16 protein-coding genes and 1 pseudogene are annotated in these 18,217 nt (G+C 57.0%); 8 read left to right on the top strand and 9 right to left on the bottom strand.

The features are described 5' to 3' along the window. Nucleotides 1-352: 352 nt before the first annotated feature. The 4 genes from ACCD05_RS19405 to ACCD05_RS19390 all read right to left on the bottom strand — a co-directional run bounded on the left by ACCD05_RS19405 (nt 353) and on the right by ACCD05_RS19390 (nt 3,530). Nucleotides 353-961, bottom strand: coding sequence for a lipocalin family protein (locus tag ACCD05_RS19405; RefSeq protein WP_413394727.1), 609 nt, complete (start codon nt 959-961; stop codon nt 353-355). An 820-nt stretch (nt 962-1,781) separates the two neighbouring features. Continuing rightward, a complete protein-coding gene (locus ACCD05_RS19400; protein WP_162725548.1) occupies nt 1,782-2,213 on the bottom strand; it encodes a hypothetical protein in 432 nt (143 codons plus the stop codon). A gap of 309 nt (nt 2,214-2,522) precedes the next feature. Further along, nucleotides 2,523-2,828 (bottom strand): hypothetical protein, encoded by a 306-nt coding sequence (locus ACCD05_RS19395; protein ID WP_112991041.1) that lies wholly within the window; start codon nt 2,826-2,828, stop codon nt 2,523-2,525. A gap of 444 nt (nt 2,829-3,272) precedes the next feature. Continuing rightward, a complete protein-coding gene (locus tag ACCD05_RS19390; protein WP_112435633.1) occupies nt 3,273-3,530 on the bottom strand; it encodes a hypothetical protein in 258 nt (85 codons plus the stop codon). A gap of 1,019 nt (nt 3,531-4,549) precedes the next feature. Here ACCD05_RS19390 and ACCD05_RS19385 point away from each other — a divergent pair. Beyond that, entirely contained in the window at nt 4,550-4,717 is a 168-nt protein-coding gene (locus ACCD05_RS19385; protein ID WP_181459322.1) for a hypothetical protein, read from the top strand. A 118-nt stretch (nt 4,718-4,835) separates the two neighbouring features. Here the strand turns inward: ACCD05_RS19385 and ACCD05_RS19380 are convergent, their stop codons facing one another. Next, nucleotides 4,836-5,135 carry a hypothetical protein gene (locus ACCD05_RS19380; RefSeq protein WP_111564493.1) on the bottom strand — a complete coding sequence of 100 codons (300 nt, stop codon included), beginning with the start codon at nt 5,133-5,135 and terminating at the stop codon, nt 4,836-4,838. A 263-nt stretch (nt 5,136-5,398) separates the two neighbouring features. Here ACCD05_RS19380 and ACCD05_RS19375 point away from each other — a divergent pair. Then, nucleotides 5,399-6,109, top strand: a pseudogene (locus ACCD05_RS19375) (DUF599 domain-containing protein). Between the two features lie 486 nt (nt 6,110-6,595). On the opposite strand, the gene ACCD05_RS19370 reads toward ACCD05_RS19375, so the two are convergent. Next, the gene (locus ACCD05_RS19370; RefSeq protein ID WP_112989036.1) at nt 6,596-7,507 is read right to left on the bottom strand and encodes an EamA family transporter; all 912 of its coding nucleotides are present in this window, start codon (nt 7,505-7,507) and stop codon (nt 6,596-6,598) included. Between the two features lie 75 nt (nt 7,508-7,582). Here ACCD05_RS19370 and ACCD05_RS19365 point away from each other — a divergent pair, with 75 nt between their 5' ends. Continuing rightward, nucleotides 7,583-8,182 carry an ABATE domain-containing protein gene (locus ACCD05_RS19365; RefSeq protein WP_112989034.1) on the top strand — a complete coding sequence of 200 codons (600 nt, stop codon included), beginning with the start codon at nt 7,583-7,585 and terminating at the stop codon, nt 8,180-8,182. A 418-nt stretch (nt 8,183-8,600) separates the two neighbouring features. Next, complete coding sequence (locus ACCD05_RS19360) at nt 8,601-9,260, top strand: hypothetical protein (RefSeq protein WP_413394722.1); 660 nt, start codon at nt 8,601-8,603, stop codon at nt 9,258-9,260. 406 nt (nt 9,261-9,666) lie between these two features. Here ACCD05_RS19360 and ACCD05_RS19355 read toward each other — a convergent pair whose 3' ends face one another. Then, complete coding sequence (locus ACCD05_RS19355; RefSeq protein WP_413394720.1) at nt 9,667-10,530, bottom strand: SDR family oxidoreductase; 864 nt, start codon at nt 10,528-10,530, stop codon at nt 9,667-9,669. Between the two features lie 205 nt (nt 10,531-10,735). Between ACCD05_RS19355 and ACCD05_RS19350 the strand changes: the two genes are divergently transcribed. The 3 genes from ACCD05_RS19350 to ACCD05_RS19340 all read left to right on the top strand — a co-directional run bounded on the left by ACCD05_RS19350 (nt 10,736) and on the right by ACCD05_RS19340 (nt 15,284). Beyond that, on the top strand, nt 10,736-11,848 hold the full coding sequence (locus ACCD05_RS19350; protein WP_413394717.1) for an NADH:flavin oxidoreductase/NADH oxidase: 1,113 nt from the start codon (nt 10,736-10,738) through the stop codon (nt 11,846-11,848). A 639-nt stretch (nt 11,849-12,487) separates the two neighbouring features. After that, complete coding sequence (locus ACCD05_RS19345) at nt 12,488-12,772, top strand: DUF982 domain-containing protein (protein ID WP_111564498.1); 285 nt, start codon at nt 12,488-12,490, stop codon at nt 12,770-12,772. A 268-nt stretch (nt 12,773-13,040) separates the two neighbouring features. Then, nucleotides 13,041-15,284, top strand: coding sequence for a methyl-accepting chemotaxis protein (locus tag ACCD05_RS19340; RefSeq protein WP_112989030.1), 2,244 nt, complete (start codon nt 13,041-13,043; stop codon nt 15,282-15,284). A gap of 614 nt (nt 15,285-15,898) precedes the next feature. On the opposite strand, the gene ACCD05_RS19335 is transcribed toward ACCD05_RS19340, so the two are convergent. Beyond that, complete coding sequence (locus ACCD05_RS19335; RefSeq protein WP_111564500.1) at nt 15,899-16,150, bottom strand: hypothetical protein; 252 nt, start codon at nt 16,148-16,150, stop codon at nt 15,899-15,901. A gap of 267 nt (nt 16,151-16,417) precedes the next feature. Here ACCD05_RS19335 and ACCD05_RS19330 point away from each other — a divergent pair, with 267 nt between their 5' ends. After that, on the top strand, nt 16,418-16,993 hold the full coding sequence (locus tag ACCD05_RS19330) for a response regulator (protein WP_111564501.1): 576 nt from the start codon (nt 16,418-16,420) through the stop codon (nt 16,991-16,993). Between the two features lie 92 nt (nt 16,994-17,085). On the opposite strand, the gene ACCD05_RS19325 is transcribed toward ACCD05_RS19330, so the two are convergent. Continuing rightward, nucleotides 17,086-17,274 (bottom strand): hypothetical protein, encoded by a 189-nt coding sequence (locus tag ACCD05_RS19325; protein WP_111564502.1) that lies wholly within the window; start codon nt 17,272-17,274, stop codon nt 17,086-17,088. Nucleotides 17,275-18,217: the final 943 nt, after the last annotated feature.

The raw sequence follows: 18,217 nt of genomic DNA, 5'->3' as shown, positions 1-18,217 counted from the left end.
AACGATGATGGCATCACGAATGTCTTTGAGCGTAGGCCCGTCGTCGCCGCCGAGGTTCTGACGCGACTGCTCCAAACTACGCGCCGCGCGCTCGTTCGCACGTTGAACTCGGGGAGAATGTCCCAGACGACAACGATCTGGTGTACGCACAGCTGTTTGAGCAGTATCCTCCCCTTAAGGAGATTTGCTTCAGCGAATGTATGCGCTGTGTTCTGCACCGGCCTTTCTGTGGGCGAGAAACCCGGTATGGGCTGGGAGACCATCACTCGATTATACCGGCATTATCCGCTGCAGTCCTGTCCTAGTTACCTGATAAGTACGCCCTGCAGAGCGGCAAGCGCCCATGGTGCGCTCAGTGATGCGTCCACCTCAGCATGTCGACATCGTAACCTAGCGTCTTCGCCTTTTCGACAAGCATGTCACTGGTCTTTCCTGAGGGTGTTGGTGTCCGCGTCAGGATCCACAAATAGCGACCTGAGGGCTCGCCGACAATCGACCAGGAATAGTCGTTGGCGTGATCGAGGATCCAGTAATCCCCGTAAAACGGGCCGAAGAACGAGACTTTGAGCTTGGCGTTTCCGCTGTCTGCAACAATCTTTGCCTTACCTTCGGACTCTTTGCGCTTACCGATTATCCCGCCTTCGCGACAGGCATTCAGCACACGAACCATGCCATCGTCGCGGAGCGAGTAGTCGGCGGTAACCGCCTCGCAACCGCGCTCAAACTGGTTCTCGTAGCGCGCCAGCTCGAACCAGTGGCCCATGTATTTTTTGAGTTCGACAGGTTTGGCGGGCTGAGGTACGGATGAATTGCCTGATGGCCCAGCTGGGCTGCACGCAGCCAACACAGTGCCTACCATTGTTACGATTGCGATATTGAGTTTCATTCCGTCAAAATACTTCGGGCGGCCGAAAGTTCCATCCCATCGAGGATCGAAGCACGAGGCGGCACCACCCGCCAAGCCCATCGCCTAAGGGCGCCGAGACCGTCTTCCCGCGCCGTGTCCCCATCGGATCAACGATCACGAGCACTAGGCGCGGGGAAAGTCGCTGGTTAGATACCGATCTCGTCAGAGAGCTTCTCGATAATCGGTCCGCGCATGTCGGTAGTCCTTTCGGTCTCGGTGTATTTCCGCATGAGTCCTGGCGGTGATTTTCTCAATTGGAGTCTGGTGTGCGAGTTTGGAGAACCCAACCCAAGTGCATCCTGCCTCGTTTGCAGGGTAGGGGATCAGCCGCTTTCGCGCAAATGAGCGATGAAGACCTCGGCTGGCGATTAGTAGCCCAGGCATTTGCGTGGTTGGAGCAGGGGCGGGCTCCTCGTTTGCCATGCAGCGGCGCCACTCGGCCTCGAACTCCTTTGACCCCCACGGTGCCGGGAGCCGGATGCGCTTCCCCTTGCCAATGCGAAAATACCAGCGTTCGTTTCCGAAGCGGTCGAATTCTTGCACGGTGAAAGCATAGCGTTTGCGGGGCATGTCCTCCCTCAGAAGCCCCCCGTTATCCCCGTTGATAACCACAGATCCGTGAGGCTCGACACGGACGGTCTTGACTTCCACGCCTGCTTTTTTCACGGCGCGAGAGACGGAACCCTCGGTAAAGGCTACTGCGTTTTTTTCGTCGAGGTGGAAGATTGAAGCACCTCCTTTGGTTGCTTGAAAGAGGTCAGCAAGGTTCGATTCGCGCAATATCTGGCATCGTGAAAAAGGCGTGACAGGCTCATGGAGTGTGGTCGTCTAATATTGTATTTCGACGGTGGTGTTCAAATTGGCGTCTTAGTGATCACCACCCACCAGGTCGTGACATCGCGCTTCGGTTGCCGCAGCGCGTTCCATCGGCCGCCGTGTCATTCGGCGAATAGCAGTTTCCGGGGTAGCGCCGAGGCTGGTAGTAGCTGCCGCCACCACAGTAGTTATTCGCGCATACCGCGACGGCGGTGCCGACTACAGCGATAGCAACGAGAGCTGCTGCGGCCTGCTGCTGCTGGATGACCATCTGCTGACATTGCAACATGTTCATGCCGCGACGGGTCACCTCGGATACCAGCTGGAACTGGAATGCGGGATCTGTCGTCTCCAACGCGGTTTTGCAAAGCGCTGCCTTGCTCACGGCAGACGGCTTCTTCGCAAATTCTGCCTGTGTCGTCGTACAGCTTGCCAGCGCAAGCGCCATCATCACGGCACCAGCGCGGCGAGCCCAAATTCCTACAGTCACGGTTTAACCCCTCAGTTGCCCGGGGCGACAATCGCAGAAATTTGTACGACGTCAAATTGCACTTTAAGACATCGTTAACACACGCAGTAGATGCGCATTACGGCTTGATCCATCCGTGTGGCGGTGGGGGAGACCCCGGAAGCCTCCCCACCTTTCAACCGCAACAATGGCAAAGCCGGCACAGCTAACCAGCGCGGTCGGATCGAAACGAGCCAGAAGTCTACATGTTCCGGAGTGAAGGGGATGTGGAGAGCCGAGAGAGTTACAGGGGCTCAAGGCCCTCCACGTGCCGAGCAAGACGTTGGGAGACTATCTCGGCGGGGAAGAACGCGGTTGAGCGGGATCAGTTCCCGCAAAGTTAGGCGACAGTTGAGCGCGCATCGTCAGGTAATACGACGTCTCGTACTCGATCCCGGCAACAAGGCTTTCATACTCGGTGATTTGTTCGGTATCGGGGCCAAGTGCTCTCAACTCGCGAAGGTGGAGGACGGCGATGCTGTAGGCTTCACACATCTCCTCGATCGATTGGCGATGTTCCGCCAGCGCACGGATCTCAGGAACTCGCAGTGCCAATAAGGCCCAGCCATGGGCGACGTGGTCGATTTCAGTTTTCATCTCAGCGACACTCACAGGATGCAATGGCAAGTTTACGGCAAGTCCACTGTCATCCAAGGCAGCCAAAAGTGCCGAGCAAGACGTTGGGAGACTATCTCGGCGGGAAAGAACACAGGTGAGCGCGATAAGTTCCGCGTCCTAAGCATCCAGAGCGTGGCCTCAGACTGACCAAATGCCGATCGGAACAAACACGTCGAGCCATTGTTGTCATGGGATACACAGCCAATGAAGGAGAACAAAAATGCCTCCGCTGTCTATTCGCAAGCGAACCGACCAGAGACCTCTGACTTCCAACAAGCTCACAGCCCGGTCGAAGCCAAATGCTTTGCGAAACGCTCAGGTGATGCCCCCATATCGGGTTGACTTGACGTTGATGCCAAGCACTTTCGATCAAATCATTACGCCGCCCCGCGCTGGCAGGGACCACTGATCGCTCCGGCACATCTAGGCCGACAATCGAGCGCGCATTGTCAAGTAATACGACGTCTCGTGCTCGATTTCGGCAATAAGGCGTTCATACTCGGCGATGTGATCGGTGTCGGGGCCAAGTGCTCTCAACTCGCGAAGGTGGAGGACGGCGATGCTGTAGGCTTCACACATCTCGCCAATCGATTGTCGGTGCTCAGAAAGCGCGCGGATCTCGGGATTGCGTAGCGCCAGCAAAGCCCAGCCATGGGCGACGTGGTCGATTTCAGTTTTCATCTCAGCGACACTCACAGGATGCAATGGCAAGTTTACGGCAAGTCCACTGTCATCCAAGGCAGCCAAAAGTCTGAAGAGGCTCAGTCACACCAGTCATTGCGGTGTCCCGGCCGCCACGTCTTGCGATCCTAGTCGAAGCGGTATGGGTTCGCCTTACGGTAAGCCAGACCTGCGGCCGTCAACCGGCACATCGGAAACCGCGAGCTATCGCTGACTTCGACAAACCCCGCTTCATCCGCAACTTTCACCGTTTTTCGCCCTAGGCCCGGAGGGAGCGGCTTGAACTCGTCGGTGTTCAGACGGTGCAGAAGTAGGGCAAGGCGAAGGGTTGGACCGTAGCCTGACATGCAGGTGCTCCTGTCTTTCCGGTTGGAAGTGGGGAACCTCAGGAAGGCTCCCCACCCTTTAACCGCGTCAGGGCAAAGCCGGCAAGCTAGCGAGCGCGGTCAAACTCAAAACGGAGTAAGCGACCGCATGTTCCGAGGATATGGAGAGCCGAGAGAGTTACAGGGGCTCAAGGCCCTCCACGTGCCGGTGACGGCAAGGGATGCATCCCGGCGGTGTAAAACACGCAGAAACGGCGATAAGTTCCACGGTGGCAAGGCCATTCGGCCCGTACTGGGTCGGCCATGTTAACGCCACTGTAACGGAAAGCCGACCCAGCAACAGGTCGACGAAGGGCCGTCAGCAACGAAAGCCCTTTGCCTTGCCGCTGCGTTGGCTGCAGACCGTTCACAGCGACACACACGAACATATGGAAGGGCGGAGAGTTCCCGGGTCTCAGTCGCACCAGTCGGTTTTGTGCTCCGGTCGCCCGCTGGCGGGCCGAAATTCACGAGCGGGCGACGGGCTACCCTTGCTTTGGGTGCGATAAGCGCGCAAAGCTTTCAAATCGAAATTGCTGGTCGAGCTTTGTTTAACGTCTCAGGCGTTCAAGCTGACTTCTTCTCTCAAAATCGATTCGACGCACCCCGGCCGCCCGGCCGGAGGCGATTTCTGTTCAACAAAGGGAAGATCCTATGAGCAAGACCAATGCAGCCGAGCTTCAGCGTCGGACGGAACGATACGTTGCCAATAGCAGCGGCGGTGGACACCTCGGCGGCACCCAATTTGGCCAGTCCAACGATGCGAAGACCTCCGGTGGCGCCGGCCAGAACAGGGGCCGTCCGGGCGGCGCACGCAAGTAAGCTGCCGGTGAGGCGTTCTTTGCAACGCTTTGACTGCACCAACAAAGGGCCGGGGCGTTGTGCTTCGGCTTTTTTACGCAACATCAAGATGCGAAGTTAGTTACGGGGCTCGTTCTGCTCATGTAAGTGGCTTCAGCAGGACGAGCCGATTACCGCTCGGCAGATCAATCACGCCTTCATCCTTGATGGCGTACAGCGCTTTGACGATAGCGTCCTGGCTGATGCCTTGGCCGCCGAGGGGCGGGCCGATCTCATAGAGGCTGAGCGAAACCCAGGTTCGAGCTTCATCTCTTTCAGCAGCGTCAGGAGCGCGGATCTTGCGTCGATGTCGGTCATCAATGATATCTGCTTCAGGCTGTCCAGTTGGCAAGACCGTGAGCTTTGTGCGGCGCCAGTGGTAGAGGGGTTGGTAGGGCATTCACTCAGTCTGGCAGGGAGGGGCGCCGGTTCACCTTATCAAGGTGAGGGAGACCCGATCGATTTTTCCGGAGCGCGGCCAAAGGGAGTTGGCTTGGGTCTCGGCGTCGGAAGCAGCTCATCGCGTGGGCGAGCCTGGCTTGAAAAAGTTGTTTGCGAAGCTATCGAGGCGCTTTTCAGCGGACTGAAAATCAGGAGCGCGCTCCCCTTGCAGTAGCGGCCACCCCGATTACAGTTGGCACGATAAATAGTTCGAGGTCGCCGATGGATTTTCTGAATGCCCTCGCGTTTCTTTTCTTCCTGATTGTGTGGATCACTTTTGAGCCCCTTATCGCGATCGGTTGGCCAAGGAGAAACGACAGCCTCTCGATCGACATGGTCCGCATTCGCTCTTCCTGGATGAGAGAGGTGCTGACGAGGGATAACAACTTTATCGGCGACGCCGCCATTCTTTGACATACGATCAACTCGGCGTCGTTCTTCGGCTCGGCTAACCTTATTGTCATCGTGGGCTTGAGCGGCGCGTTGTTCGTTGAGCCGAACTACGGATCGGGACACGGTCTGATAGCAATGTTTGCCGTTCAGGACCCCGCTTGGTTCTTCCAATGCAAAGTATTGCTCGTTGTTGCGACGCTTTTGAGAGGGCTCTCGGACTTCATCTGGGCAGTTCGTCAGATCAACTACTGCCTCGCAGCGATAGGCGCGAGCCCGTCTCGCCAAGAGGAGCGCGACCTTGTAGCCTGGACCCACGCGTTGACGCTCGTCCTCAATCCAGCACTTAGATCGTTCAGTGTCGGGGTCCGATCGTATTACTTTACGGTAGCTGCCACGTTCTGGTTTCTTGGCCTATTACCATTCGTGGCTGCGACGATGGCGTGTGTTTCACTGCTGATTTGGCGACAGTCATGGTCTGACACCGCAAAGGGCGTGGCGGCAATCAGGCAGCTTTTGGACGACGAACGTTCGTCCAAGTGATCGTGAACTTCGCGCATCTCAGGCCTCACGGACAACCCGGTCCGAGGCTTCTTGCTCTGTCTGCACCATACGAATTCTGTCCCGATACCACAGCGGTGAAATGAAATCTCGTGACGTGGCGAGGGAGACGCCTCGAGGAACGCACACGGCATCGTCCGCGCGCTCAAGGCCGGACGAACATAAAGGCTGTCCTAGGCTGGCGCTCGACGCCACCACCCAAGCGGGCGCTACCGGCTATGCGAGTGCCTGCCATCCGCCACTTGACGCTCAGTCTCATTGGGCCGTTGAAATCTTCGAACACTATAGCCTCGCGGTCCTCTACACGCGGAAACTGATCGCCACCGGCTCACCAACAGACCGCGTTGCCGAATATGAAGCTTTGATCAGAGACTTAGAGAGGGAGGCGGAGCACAACCTAGTTTAGGGGCACAACGGTAAGCGTCGGGATAAATTTGCGGCCGGCCCGTCATACAGCACGGGGCGGCATTATCTGGACATCTTGTTAGATGGCACTTTTGTACCGTACAGGCAGACTCCCGCCGACAAGAGCATGAAAGCCATCCCGACGAGGTTCGTGGCGGTGAGCGGCTCCCTTGCCAAGAAGGTGCCGACTGCGACAGCAATAGCTGGCGATACGAAGGCAAACATGCCTGCGCGTGTCGGCCCCGCATCCCTCAGGAGCTGCACGTAAAGTCGGTATCCAATCAGCGAACCGAAGATCACCAGAAACAGCCAACCACCGAACGCCTTCATGGTCCATTTGGAGACCGCCAGGTCGGTGACATCTTCGCCGCAGATTGAGGCCGCAGCGGCAAGCAGCAATCCGCCCAAGAGGGTCGTTGCCCCCGCGATTGCCGTGCTGCCGTGCTTCGCGATAATTGGTTTTGCCAACACCGAGCCGAGTGCCGACGATGCGGCAGCCCAGCAGACGGCAATAATGCCTATCCACGCCCCGTCGTCGTAGCTCGCGCGATCTCCCCCTACGAATAGAAGATATAGCCCAATGGAACCGACGGCCAGGCCGGCGGCCGCTGCCCAACTCCATGATTCCTGTCGTAAAAGCATACCAAACACGAAGAGGCAAACTGGCGTCAGAGACATCTCCAAGACGGCAGAAGTGCCGGACGGAACCTTTGTCATTCCCCAGAACAACGGTCCGTAGCAGAGGGTTATCATCAGCAAGCTGGCAATGAAGATTGGGAACCAGTCGGCAGCCAATGCTCGCATCGAGCAACGGTGCCAGATTGCTATCGACAGAAAGACAACCCCTGCCGTAACAAAGCGCAGGGCCGCGAACAGCATGGGTGGCAAGGTCGTCACCCCGAATTTCACAGCGATCCAGGTCAAACCCCAAACAGCGCAGAGGATCGCGAATTTCCCATAGTTTGAAGCTGACATGGTATGGACCCGATCTATGTAACGAGTATAATTCGTTTATACCGTTACAACTAACGCAACTGCATCCTGTTCCATATGGCAAAATCAGTAAAAGATATGCGACTGAGCGGCGGCCATCCCGCGCTCGACTTTGTGAACACCGTCGACAGCCGACGAAATCGATGGGGTCCTGATTTCCTCAGCGATTACGTTGACTTGATTACTTTCAGTAGACGGGTCGATCTCCTTTCGGACGCGCAAGCGGCTGGTTTGAAGCAGATGGCAAAAGAGAACCCTGCTGCGGCAGCAACGGCTCTGGAAGCTTCGGTGGAACTCCGCGAATGCGTGTACCGTGTCTTTCTGAATGAGGACGCGCGCGGAAAACCCAAGATGGATGACGTCGCTTATATCGGCGCAGTGGCAACGGCGGCTCGTGGCCGTCAGGTTTTCGCGCAACGATCCGCGGCATGGACTTGGGCGCATAAAATCGAGACACCGGCCGACCTTGTGCACGTTCTTTCCTCATCCGCCGCGGAGCTATTGGCAACACGATCCGAGCGTCGGCAAGTGAAGGAATGCAAGGGCGACAACTGCGGCTGGCTGTTCCTTGATAAATCGAAGGGAGGACGGCGGATTTGGTGCTCTGAAGAGAGTTGTGGTGTCCATAGCCGGGTCAAGAAATTCCGGAGCAGTTGAGAACGCTGGCGCGGATAGCCATCCGCTAAATAGACATGCCGCAGAGCGGGTGATTGATTGAGCCGCGGCTCTCGTTGTTGGCACCAGGGCTTTAACAGCTCAGCTATATGTCGAAATGGATTTACCACTTTATGCCGATCCTCGGCCCGTGTACGTGAGCCGCCAAGTCGGTATTCTATATGCGCGGCAGCTAATGCGGGGTCAACAACCGGAGAGAGCGGAAGCGTGGGGGGGGGCATAATTAATCGCATTAAGTCCAAGGATTTAGCCTACATGCTTGGACGGTTCAGATTAGTCAGAATTGGATACAGCTCCGCAAGAGGAGCGGCAGAGCTATTCAAACGGAAACCGCTAGGCCGATGGAGCATGCCGACCTTGTTTCCTCAGGCAAATGTGCCTGACATTGTGCAATCAATTCGTGATGAAGCCGTTTTTTATCGGCCTGAACTTGCCGGGATACGTGGTTGATCAAATCAGGGAATTCGCCCTGTCGGAGCCATTACACGCCATTTACGATCCAACCGGGCCGACGTTCCAATACTCTGACGTCAAGGATGGCGTCGCAGCTGACGGGAGGCTCATGCCGATTGGTGGCATCACCAAGCCAGAGCGATGCTCGGCGGTGCAGAAGGTGATTGATGACCCAATTCTTCGGTCCATCGTGCGGAAATATCTCGGGCACGAGCCCCGGAAGATAGTGACCATACTGGACTGGAGTGTTGCATCGGCCATGAACGACGAGGAGCGCCGGCGGCTGAAACATGGCGTCATCGATTATCACTACGATGTAGGTGGCTACAGCTTCGTGTACGCGAGCTTCTACATCACTGATACCGATCGCTTCTCCGGGGCTCATGTCATGATGAAGCGATCGCACAAGTCTAAGCCTTTAACAATGCTTCTCGGGTCGGCGAGAGCCTCGCCAGAGGCCGTGTATAGGCAGTTCGGAAGGGACAACGAAATAACGATCGAAGGCCCGGCGGGAACAGGGTTCGTTCAGGACACTTCCTGCTATCATCGCGCCTCACCCCCGACCCGAGGTGACCGCCTGATGTTGGCAGTGCGCTTTATCAACTGATGCCCGGCTCGGAGCACCGCGAGTATTTCAACGTTGGTTTCATTCGCGCAACAACGTGATTAGGGGAAACTGCCTCGGCTCCGGCCGGGGCCTTTTTGTCGTTCGGGCTCCCAGCAGCTTGGCATAGAGTCTGAATTGTCGCGCCGCTCTGGTCGTCGAAACCGGGGCGCTTCATTCACTATCAGTCAGCGAGCTCAACTGTCTCTACCTTACGCTTCACCGGCGAAACGCTACCTCCTGCCGCAGTCCATTTACGTGAGCGTCGAACGGTTGCGAGCGGGAAATCGGGATTGTCAGGGCGTTAGTCGCGGCTCTGTGCTGGTGAGGGCGTGAGCCTGCGGTCAACCCGCCGCACGAGTGAAGCTAACATCTCGACATTCCGCTCTATCGAGCCGCAGACTGATCGCTAAATCATGATCTCGCCGCCTGTGACGGGAACGACGGCACCCGTCATGTAGCTGCCAAGGTCGGAGGCGAGCAGCACGTAAGCCCCCGCCAACTCCGCCGGCTGCCCGGCCCGACCAATCAACGTGTTTTGACCGAACCTTGCCGCTTTTTCCGACGGCATTGTCGAAGGGATCAACGGTGTCCAGATCGGGCCGGGCGCGACAGCGTTTACCCGGATGCCTTTTTCGGCCACCATTCCCGCAAGCCCGGCGGTGAAATTCGAGATCGCGCCCTTCGTCGACGCATAGGCCAGCAGTTGAGGCGAGGGTTGGCGCGATTGGATAGACGTCGTATTGATGATCGCGCTGCCCGATCGCATGTATGGAATGGCAGCTTTTGAGAGGAAGAAAGGCGCGTAGATGTTCGTGCGGAACGTCCGATCCCACTCTTCGACAGAAATGTCACCGAGGTCGGCGTATGTTCGCTGAAACGCTGCATTGTTAACGAGGATATCGATGCCGCCGAGCTCGCGCACCGTTCGCTGGATCACCTCGTTGCAGTGGGTCTCCGTTGTCAGGTCTCCCGGAATGAGAACGGCCTTACGGCCGGCTTCTCGTACCCACTTTGCTGTGTCCTCGGCATCGCCATCTTCGTTAAGATAAGCAATCGCCACATTCGCGCCTTCGCGAGCGAATGCGATCGCAACAGCTTTGCCAATACCGGAGTCGCCACCTGTCACCAAGGCAACCTTTCCTTCGAGCAGGCCGTTGCCGCGGTAGGACTGCTCGCCGTGATCGGGAGTGGGTTGCATTTGACCCGTATAGCCGGGCGGCTCTTGCTGCTGCTCGGGGTAGGGCGGGATTGGATATCTGTCATAGGTCATGGAAGCCTCCTGGATTGGTCATGACCTTAACAAGCACGCGCGGTAACGGTTCCTTGAACACGGCCCACTGCGGCGGGTAAAGTTTGGCAGGGGCTCAATACCCCTGCCAAGGAGAACGCTGCTCAAGTGCCATGCCTTTGAGAACCACGTTGCTATATTGTCGAGAAGCATTACCAATGCGTGGAGCGACCCTGAAGGAGCTGCAATGTCGAAGACCAGACTATTCTCACCCGTCAGTGTCGGTTCTCTCGAGCTTCGCAATCGCATCGTGATTGCACCGATGTGCCAGTACTCCGCAGTCGAGGGCGAGATGACTGACTGGCATCAAATCCATTTGGGCAACCTCGCACTCTCGGGGGCGGGCATTCTGACTATCGAGGCGACAGCGGTCTCGCCGGAGGGAAGGATTTCATACGGTGACGTCGGCCTCTACTCGGACGCATGCAAGGCAGCTATGGCCCGCGTGCTAACCAGCGTGCGCAGGTGGTCCGACATCCCGATCGCCATCCAGCTTGGTCATGCCGGGCGCAAGGCTTCGACTGGAAAGCCCTGGCTAGGAGGCCATCAGATCAGCCCGGGCAGCGATAACGGCTGGAAGACCGTCGCGCCGAGCGCTATCCCGTTCAAGGACGAGTACGATCACCCGAAAAGCCTCGACAAAGAAGGACTCTCGCGTGTCAGAAACGCGTTCGTCGACGCCACGCTAAGAGCTGCTGCTTTGGGTATCGACGCCGTACAGCTACATGGTGCGCACGGCTACCTTCTCCATCAATTCCTGTCGCCTTTGTCCAATAGGCGTAGCGATGAGTATGGCGGTTCTCTCGAAAATCGCATGCGGTTCCCGCTCGAAGTATTTGATGCGGTCAGGGAGGCGTTCCCATCCGACAAGCCTGTGACTATGCGAGTGTCGGCGACCGACTGGGCCCAAGGTGGCTGGGACACCGATCAGACGATCGTGTTTGCAAAGGCCCTCGAGGCGAGAGGTTGTTCGGCGATCCACGTTTCTACAGGCGGGTTGGCATCACATCAGCAGATCGCTCTCGGCCCCAACTATCAGGTGCCGTTCGCCCGCGCGGTCAAGCAGGCCATCGACATTCCCGTCATCGCCGTCGGTTTGATCACGGAGTTCGAGCAAGCGGAGGGAATTCTGACGACCGGTGACGCTGACCTTGTCGCTCTCGCGAGGGCAATTCTTTATGATCCACGTTGGCCATGGCATGCCGCGGCCCATTTCGGGGAGACCGTGCGAGCTCCCGATCAATATCTCAGGAGCCAACCAAGACAGTATCGGGACCTCTTTGGTTCACCTGTCAGGTGATTTATTGGCATAATACGATCCAGGCAGCCTAAGCGGGACTCGAGAAAATCTCGTCCAGAGGCTTGCGGGGCTCTCGAACCGAAATCCCGACGTCGCGATGGGCGTCTTGCATTGGAGCTGAAGATGGCCTCGTTCACTGGGAAACGCGATCTTGTGAGATGCCCAACTCATCCAGGCTCGCTCCTTCGCGATGAGATTTCTTCCAGCGCGCGGAAAGCCTAAGGCCGAGATCGCCAAATCGCTGGGCATGTCGCAACAGCACCTCTATCAAATTCTCTGCGAGGATCGCCCTGTCAGCGCTGGCGTAGCGGGTCGGTTCGGGAGGATGTTTGGCAACGAACCGCTGGAATGCAGGCCGCACATGATGCGTGGCATGCCGCTCGTAAGGCTGATGTTTCGAGGATTTGACGCTGAGGGACTATAGTACCTCCGGCGATGGGTCACTAAGGTGGCGATTGATCTGCCGCCCTTGTGGTCTAGCACGATGGACATCATTGACGAACGAATTAGGGTGAAAGCCTGGCTGGAAATCTTCGGCGAGGTCGAGACCTCACAGTCCCATAACTGTCTGATTTGATTCGGAACGAATCACTTCGTCACCAGTTGACTCGCATCTGCCGTCAAGGAAGGTTGCGCGTCATGACCCGGTATGCCCTCACACCGATCGAGCCGCTCGAAGTCGAAATCAACGGTATTGGCCAATATGCTCCCGCCGAGACCGTCGAGGAGATAATCATGTACCTCACAGATCGATGGCCGGACAAATCGAAGCCCGCTTTCCATAGTGCGCTTGCGCGATCAATTGACGCCATGGTCTTTGCGGCAGAGCCGGAAGCGGCCCGTGCCGCCTTCGTGACGGCAGCTCACGCGGCTGGCATGCATGTGCTTCCGGACGACATGGATGAGCTCAGGAAAGCGAGCTGACAAAAGAAACCCCGCCGCAGGCCGCAGTGGGGTCGAAGGAGGTCATCTCAAGCAATTCGACGGTATCATCCTCGTCGCTTACGGCAACCCATTATTTAGAACTTACTCATGTAATCCGCAGATGGCCGATCACAAAATTCTTCACAGAGAAAGGTGATCACCAACAGACCAACGAGCCGTCACCTAGCGGAAATTGCTTAAACGTTTAACAAAATATTTGAAGTTCTGCCGGTACTTGGTAGCCACAATTTTGGTGGGGTGGAGTCGAATGCAAGACGTCGTAGTCAAAAGACCTCTTTGGATCACAATAACAGCTTGCGGCTTTGCCGCTGTCCTGTTCTCGAGCGTCGCTATAGGCGCGAGCGTCCTTTACAGGCAGACCCTAGCCGAGCATGAATCTATGACACGCGAAGCCGCCGGCGATCTTGCCCTTATTCGGACCGACATGGATGCACAACAGAAGGCGGCCTCATCACTCGCGCTCGCACTTGCAGGTGAAACCGATGTCGCTCGATTGGTCGCTTCGAACTCTCGGGATGAACTCATCGCTCGCTATGTGAGCGCCATGCCGGCGATCAAGGAAAGCGGCGGTCTTCAGAACATTACGTTCACCGATGCCAAGGGGGTTGCTCTCGCTCGTATCCACACACCGGAGAAATTCGGAGACGATATGACTGGTCGCCGCAAGACCGTCGTTGAAGCGCTGGCCTCTGGAAAACTTGTTGCTGGGATCGAGCCCGGTAAGTCTGCCGTCTCGATGTTTGCGTCGGCTCCAATTATCGCCGACGGTAAAGCGGTCGGCGTTGTCGATATCGGAACCGGGCTGACGAACGCTTATTTCGAACCTATTGCCGCCAAGCTGGATGGAGACATTACTGTTTATATCGCGGCTGACGGGAAGTTCTCAGTCCAGGCATCCACCGCTGCCAAGCCGTTTACGTCTGAGGAGCAGTTGACGTCAGCTTTCAACGGAGAGGCAGTGGAGCTTGAGATCGAAAACGGTGGCAAGACTCTTCTAGTCAACGCCGTGCCATTCAAGAATTTCTCCGGAAAGACGATCGGCGTCCTTGAGGTTGCCTCCAATGTCAGTGAGGTCGCCCAGGAAGCGTCGGCATCGATCAGGATGACCGTTATCGGTATCATCGTCGTGTCCCTGCTTTCGCTGTTGGGCTTTTTCTTCTTTGCCAGAGCTCTCGGCGGAGTGATCTCCCGGATCACGATGACGATGGCGAAGCTTGCATCGGGCGACCTCAGCCCGACGGTCGAAGGTAGCACCCGCTCGGACGAGATCGGGGCGATGGCCCGCGCCGTGCAGGTTTTCAAAGACAACGCCGTGCGCACCGGCCAACTCGAGGAAGACGCCGCACATCAAAGAGCAATGTCGGAAGACGAGCGGCGAGCCACTAGCGAGCGAGATCGGACTCGTGCTGAGGAAATGGCGCAAGCAACGAACGGCCTTGCGGACGGTCTCAAGCACCTCGCGTCGGGTGATCTCAGCTTCCAACTCACCGCGCGTTTCGCGGACGATTTTGAAACACTCAGGGCTGATTTCAACCGTGCTGTTGAGCAGTTGCGGTCGACGCTGACATCAGTCGCGGGAGCAACAAGTTCTATCGAGAGCGGCTCGCGTGAGATTAGCCAAAGCGCCGATGATCTCTCGAAGCGCACCGAGCAGCAGGCCGCTGCGTTGGAGGAGACTGCCGCCGCCCTTGACGAGATTACAGCGAACGTTTCGAATTCGTCAAAACGGGCTGAGGAAGCCCGCACTGTCGCGATGGAGGCCAACCAGAGTGCACGCCAGTCCGGGGAGGTCGTGCAGAATGCCGTCGACGCAATGAGCAAGATTGAACGTTCTTCCAACGAGATATCGAACATCATCGGCGTAATCGACGAAATCGCTTTCCAGACAAACCTTCTGGCCCTTAATGCGGGTGTCGAGGCTGCACGCGCAGGGGATGCTGGAAAGGGTTTCGCTGTCGTTGCCCAGGAGGTCCGTGAACTTGCTCAGCGGTCGGCTAAAGCTGCCAAAGAGATCAAAGACCTGATCCGGAACTCGAACGACGAAGTTCAAAACGGGGTTCGGCTTGTCAGCCAGACTGGTGAATCACTGCGGACGATCGAAGCCCACATCGTCACGATGAACCACCATATGGATTCGATTGCCACGTCTGCTCGTGAGCAGTCTATAGGACTGGCCGAAGTGAACACGGCCGTTAATCAGATGGATCAAGTGACCCAGCAGAACGCCGCTATGGTCGAGGAAGCCAATGCGGCTGGCGCGACGCTAGCCTCCGAATCCGCGAAGCTCAAGGAGTTGGTGGAGCAGTTTCGATTGGTCAACGTGAGCGCAGTTCCCGGAGCAAGGGTAGTGATCCGCAACGAAACCTCGGTCCCGTCGCCAGCCAGGGCACTGGCCAGCGAGCTCACGCGTGCCTTTTCTGGCGGACGCCAATCGTCCGCTGTCCAAGCAAACTCGGGCAGAGCAATGGGAAGAATTTTGAGGAGAGGCTAATTAAGGGTGCGGTATCGGCGCGGAGGGGGGGCCATCGTGGAACAAACGGCGTCGGCGGCCTTCCGCGTCGTTGTGAACCACCAGAACATGCTGAGTGGGCGCGATATTGAACCGGGCTGCCAAGTTTCGACCGCGTTCGGAAACCCATGGGAGGTTGTAGAGATCGAAAAACGCCGACCATTCATGCTCGAACGTGAACCTACCGCACATGCCGCTTACAATCTCCTTTTCTTCAGGATCGCAAGATTGCGCTCGAGGCCGCGGTTGGCAAGGACCGGAGCATGTGATCGTGGGCAATCTCGATCATTGCAGCGGCGACCTCTTCTGGATGCCAGCCTGCCTCCACTGCGGCTGCGGCGGGTGTCGCAAAAGCGCCGTCGAGAGCTGAGGGACAGGCCGAGTAATCGAAAGCTTTACAGCTACCGCGGCTAGATCTTCAGAACGCCAAGGGCGGACGAACGCTAGCTAAACCTGGTGTTGTCCGTGTTCGTGGGCCAGAGGCCGCCTTGGCATCGTTTTGCAACGCATTTCGCGCAGCCGAGCCGCCTTCGCATTCCCAGCGTCGCGCTGAGACTTGATGATCTAGATCGCGATCTCGTGTGTTAAGTTCGAGTTTATCGCGAAACTCGGCTTGCGCCATGGACAGTTTCTTTGAGAAATTCCTGGTCGGGGTGCAAACGCGAGGTGAGCTCCTCCAGGAGAAGGGAGTCATCTTGCCTAAACTGGACGAGATCGATTGCAGCGGTAAGGGCGCGCCGGCCGTCGCTGCTGTCGATCGCGCAATGGTTCGCTCGGCACCACTTATTGACAGCATCTGTGACCAGCTCGATCTCATCGTCGGACAAAGAAATTAAGGATTGCAACATCTTGATGCTCCCGCCTTCAAGCGTCGGATAAGCATATTGCTTTTCCAAGCCGCGACTACCGAGGATTAAGCAATGAGTGTACTCTCTTTTTGGCCGGTTGCGCTCGTAGTACGGTGCCGGACATTTCTCCATTCATGGTCGCGCTCGCTCGAATGAGCAGTCACGTGCATCTGTGCGCCATCGTACGGAAACTTTCCGGCAAACACGGCATTGGGCTCACATTTCGAGCAGGTCAAACCGCTCGCTATTCGACATGCGGAGGTCATCATGTCTGACGAACGTCACGAGTGGATCAGCAAACGCGCTTACGGGCTGTGGGAAGAAAACGGACGTCAATGGGGCCGCGATCAAGAATACTGGCTGCAGGCCGCTTCAGAAAGAGACCACATGGAAATGACCCGCGCCTCGCCGGATGGACGTGAAGTACTCGAAAGGAGGGATCGGTTCACCACACGAGTGGAACTCCTCGCGCCCAACCAGGGTGCGCTCGAACTCCATCGCAAGGTCCTAATCGTCGATGACGAACCAATTTTGCGTTTCGCAGCCGTAAGTACGCTTGAGGATGCGGGCTATGTCGCGATGGAGGCCGCGAACGCATCGGAAGCGTTGCTATGGCTCAGAAAGCACAGGGTCGATGCGGTTATCACCGACATAAATATGCCGGGAGAGATGGACGGACTTGGTCTCGCTGCGAAAGTCCGACAGCTCTGGCCTGAAACGCGAGTTATAGTGACCTCGGGACTTGTCTCGCTGCGCGCATCGGATATTGGTGAAGGCATCACCTTCCTGAGCAAGCCCTATGAGGAAAGCGCGCTTTTGAGGACGTTACCGGACGCGGCATAGGTCGATTTTTGTAGGGGCACGACCGGTGAGCAGCGTTGACCCATGCCCGCGCAGTTGCGGCCATTTCTTCCGAATGACGCCGACGTACCAACCTAGTGAGGTCGCCGTTTTGATGTCTCAGCATCATCCCAGCCGCGATCACGGCAGTACTGCTCGCCAGCGCGCACGGCTGTCTTCTGATCTCTGAACGGCCCAAGCATTTTAACCTCGTCACGGAACGCAACGACGATCGTTCTGTCGACCAGGTCAAATACGATCTGCATTCCATCTTCATACGGCATGCTGGCACTATCCCGTGGATCGAATGCGACTCAACGAGCGAGGCCCGTCTAAGTTCACAAAAATATTACAATTCGCGGCAGCTGCAATTACGGCCGTTAAGTTGTGCACAGCAGGACTTTCGACGAGCCTGAGCGCCTCGATGAACCGATGTCACGAGCGACAGGGTGCTTCACTCGACTGGACCCCAATTCGGGGTGTTCGCGCGACCGCATTTGCTTTGCTCATCCGGCCTCGGAGCGATTACCTCGAAGATCAGCGGCACCAAGGGAACTGCGGTCCGAAAATGGCGTTAGCGTAACGGAGGCAGTTATGGCTATCAAAAGAGGTGATCCCGACGGTTCTGTTGATCAGGCCACGACGTATGAGGCGACCAAGCCAGCTGTGTCACGGCGGCTCAGGGACAGGTCGCGGTTGGGATTGGCCGCCGCCGTCGTTTTCCTTGGACTGATCGCGGTTCTTCTTCTGTTCACGCCTCTGAGCCCAACATCACCCACCCCGGGCGGATCGGCGGGCTCCGGACAAGTGTCTACCCCCGCGTCCGTGCAAAACTCGAATTGAGTTCCCGACCACTTATCAAATGCAGTTCGCTCTCTATTGAATTAGGGTGCTTTCGCGACAGTCGAAAGTCGGGTGCCAACAGTCACCCGACCTTTTTGCATCCGAAATACAATCACGGAGGGCAGGGGATGTAATTCTCGCCGCGGGATATCGACGACCGAGGAGGTTAGGACTGTCCTCCTCTAATTCAGTGAGGTCTTGGCTGTATTCGCCCGGCAACTACGTGACGATAGCAAGAGCTGGCTCGGGAAATTTGGACAGGACGGATAAGTGGAATTTCTGCCTGACTTCGGCTTAGATGCCGGGAACAGGAGGTGGCATGAAAGATGCCGCGCCCGTTGAGAGAACGGATCAGTGAGATGCGGGTAATGATCGAGGGACAGT

The sequence above is a fragment of the Rhizobium sp. Rhizsp42 genome (assembly GCF_047304155.1).
Lineage (GTDB): Bacteria > Pseudomonadota > Alphaproteobacteria > Rhizobiales > Rhizobiaceae > Rhizobium.
The sequence above is the reverse complement of the archived record's forward strand: the minus strand, read 5'-3'. Positions and strand labels throughout refer to the sequence as shown.

Bases quoted from the DNA above. Each gene is read 5' to 3' on its own strand.
- ACCD05_RS19395 (WP_112991041.1), bottom strand. From the start codon at position 2,828: ATGAAAACTGAAATCGACCACGTCGCCCATGGCTGGGCCTTATTGGCA.
- ACCD05_RS19390 (WP_112435633.1), bottom strand. From the start codon at position 3,530: ATGAAAACTGAAATCGACCACGTCGCCCATGGCTGGGCTTTGCTGGCG.
- ACCD05_RS19385 (WP_181459322.1), top strand. From the start codon at position 4,550: ATGAGCAAGACCAATGCAGCCGAGCTTCAGCGTCGGACGGAACGATAC.
- ACCD05_RS19380 (WP_111564493.1), bottom strand. From the start codon at position 5,135: ATGCCCTACCAACCCCTCTACCACTGGCGCCGCACAAAGCTCACGGTC.
- ACCD05_RS19370 (WP_112989036.1), bottom strand. From the start codon at position 7,507: ATGTCAGCTTCAAACTATGGGAAATTCGCGATCCTCTGCGCTGTTTGG.
- ACCD05_RS19365 (WP_112989034.1), top strand. From the start codon at position 7,583: ATGGCAAAATCAGTAAAAGATATGCGACTGAGCGGCGGCCATCCCGCG.
- ACCD05_RS19355 (WP_413394720.1), bottom strand. From the start codon at position 10,530: ATGACCTATGACAGATATCCAATCCCGCCCTACCCCGAGCAGCAGCAA.
- ACCD05_RS19350 (WP_413394717.1), top strand. From the start codon at position 10,736: ATGTCGAAGACCAGACTATTCTCACCCGTCAGTGTCGGTTCTCTCGAG.
- ACCD05_RS19345 (WP_111564498.1), top strand. From the start codon at position 12,488: ATGACCCGGTATGCCCTCACACCGATCGAGCCGCTCGAAGTCGAAATC.
- ACCD05_RS19340 (WP_112989030.1), top strand. From the start codon at position 13,041: ATGCAAGACGTCGTAGTCAAAAGACCTCTTTGGATCACAATAACAGCT.
- ACCD05_RS19335 (WP_111564500.1), bottom strand. From the start codon at position 16,150: ATGTTGCAATCCTTAATTTCTTTGTCCGACGATGAGATCGAGCTGGTC.
- ACCD05_RS19330 (WP_111564501.1), top strand. From the start codon at position 16,418: ATGTCTGACGAACGTCACGAGTGGATCAGCAAACGCGCTTACGGGCTG.
- ACCD05_RS19325 (WP_111564502.1), bottom strand. From the start codon at position 17,274: ATGCCGTATGAAGATGGAATGCAGATCGTATTTGACCTGGTCGACAGA.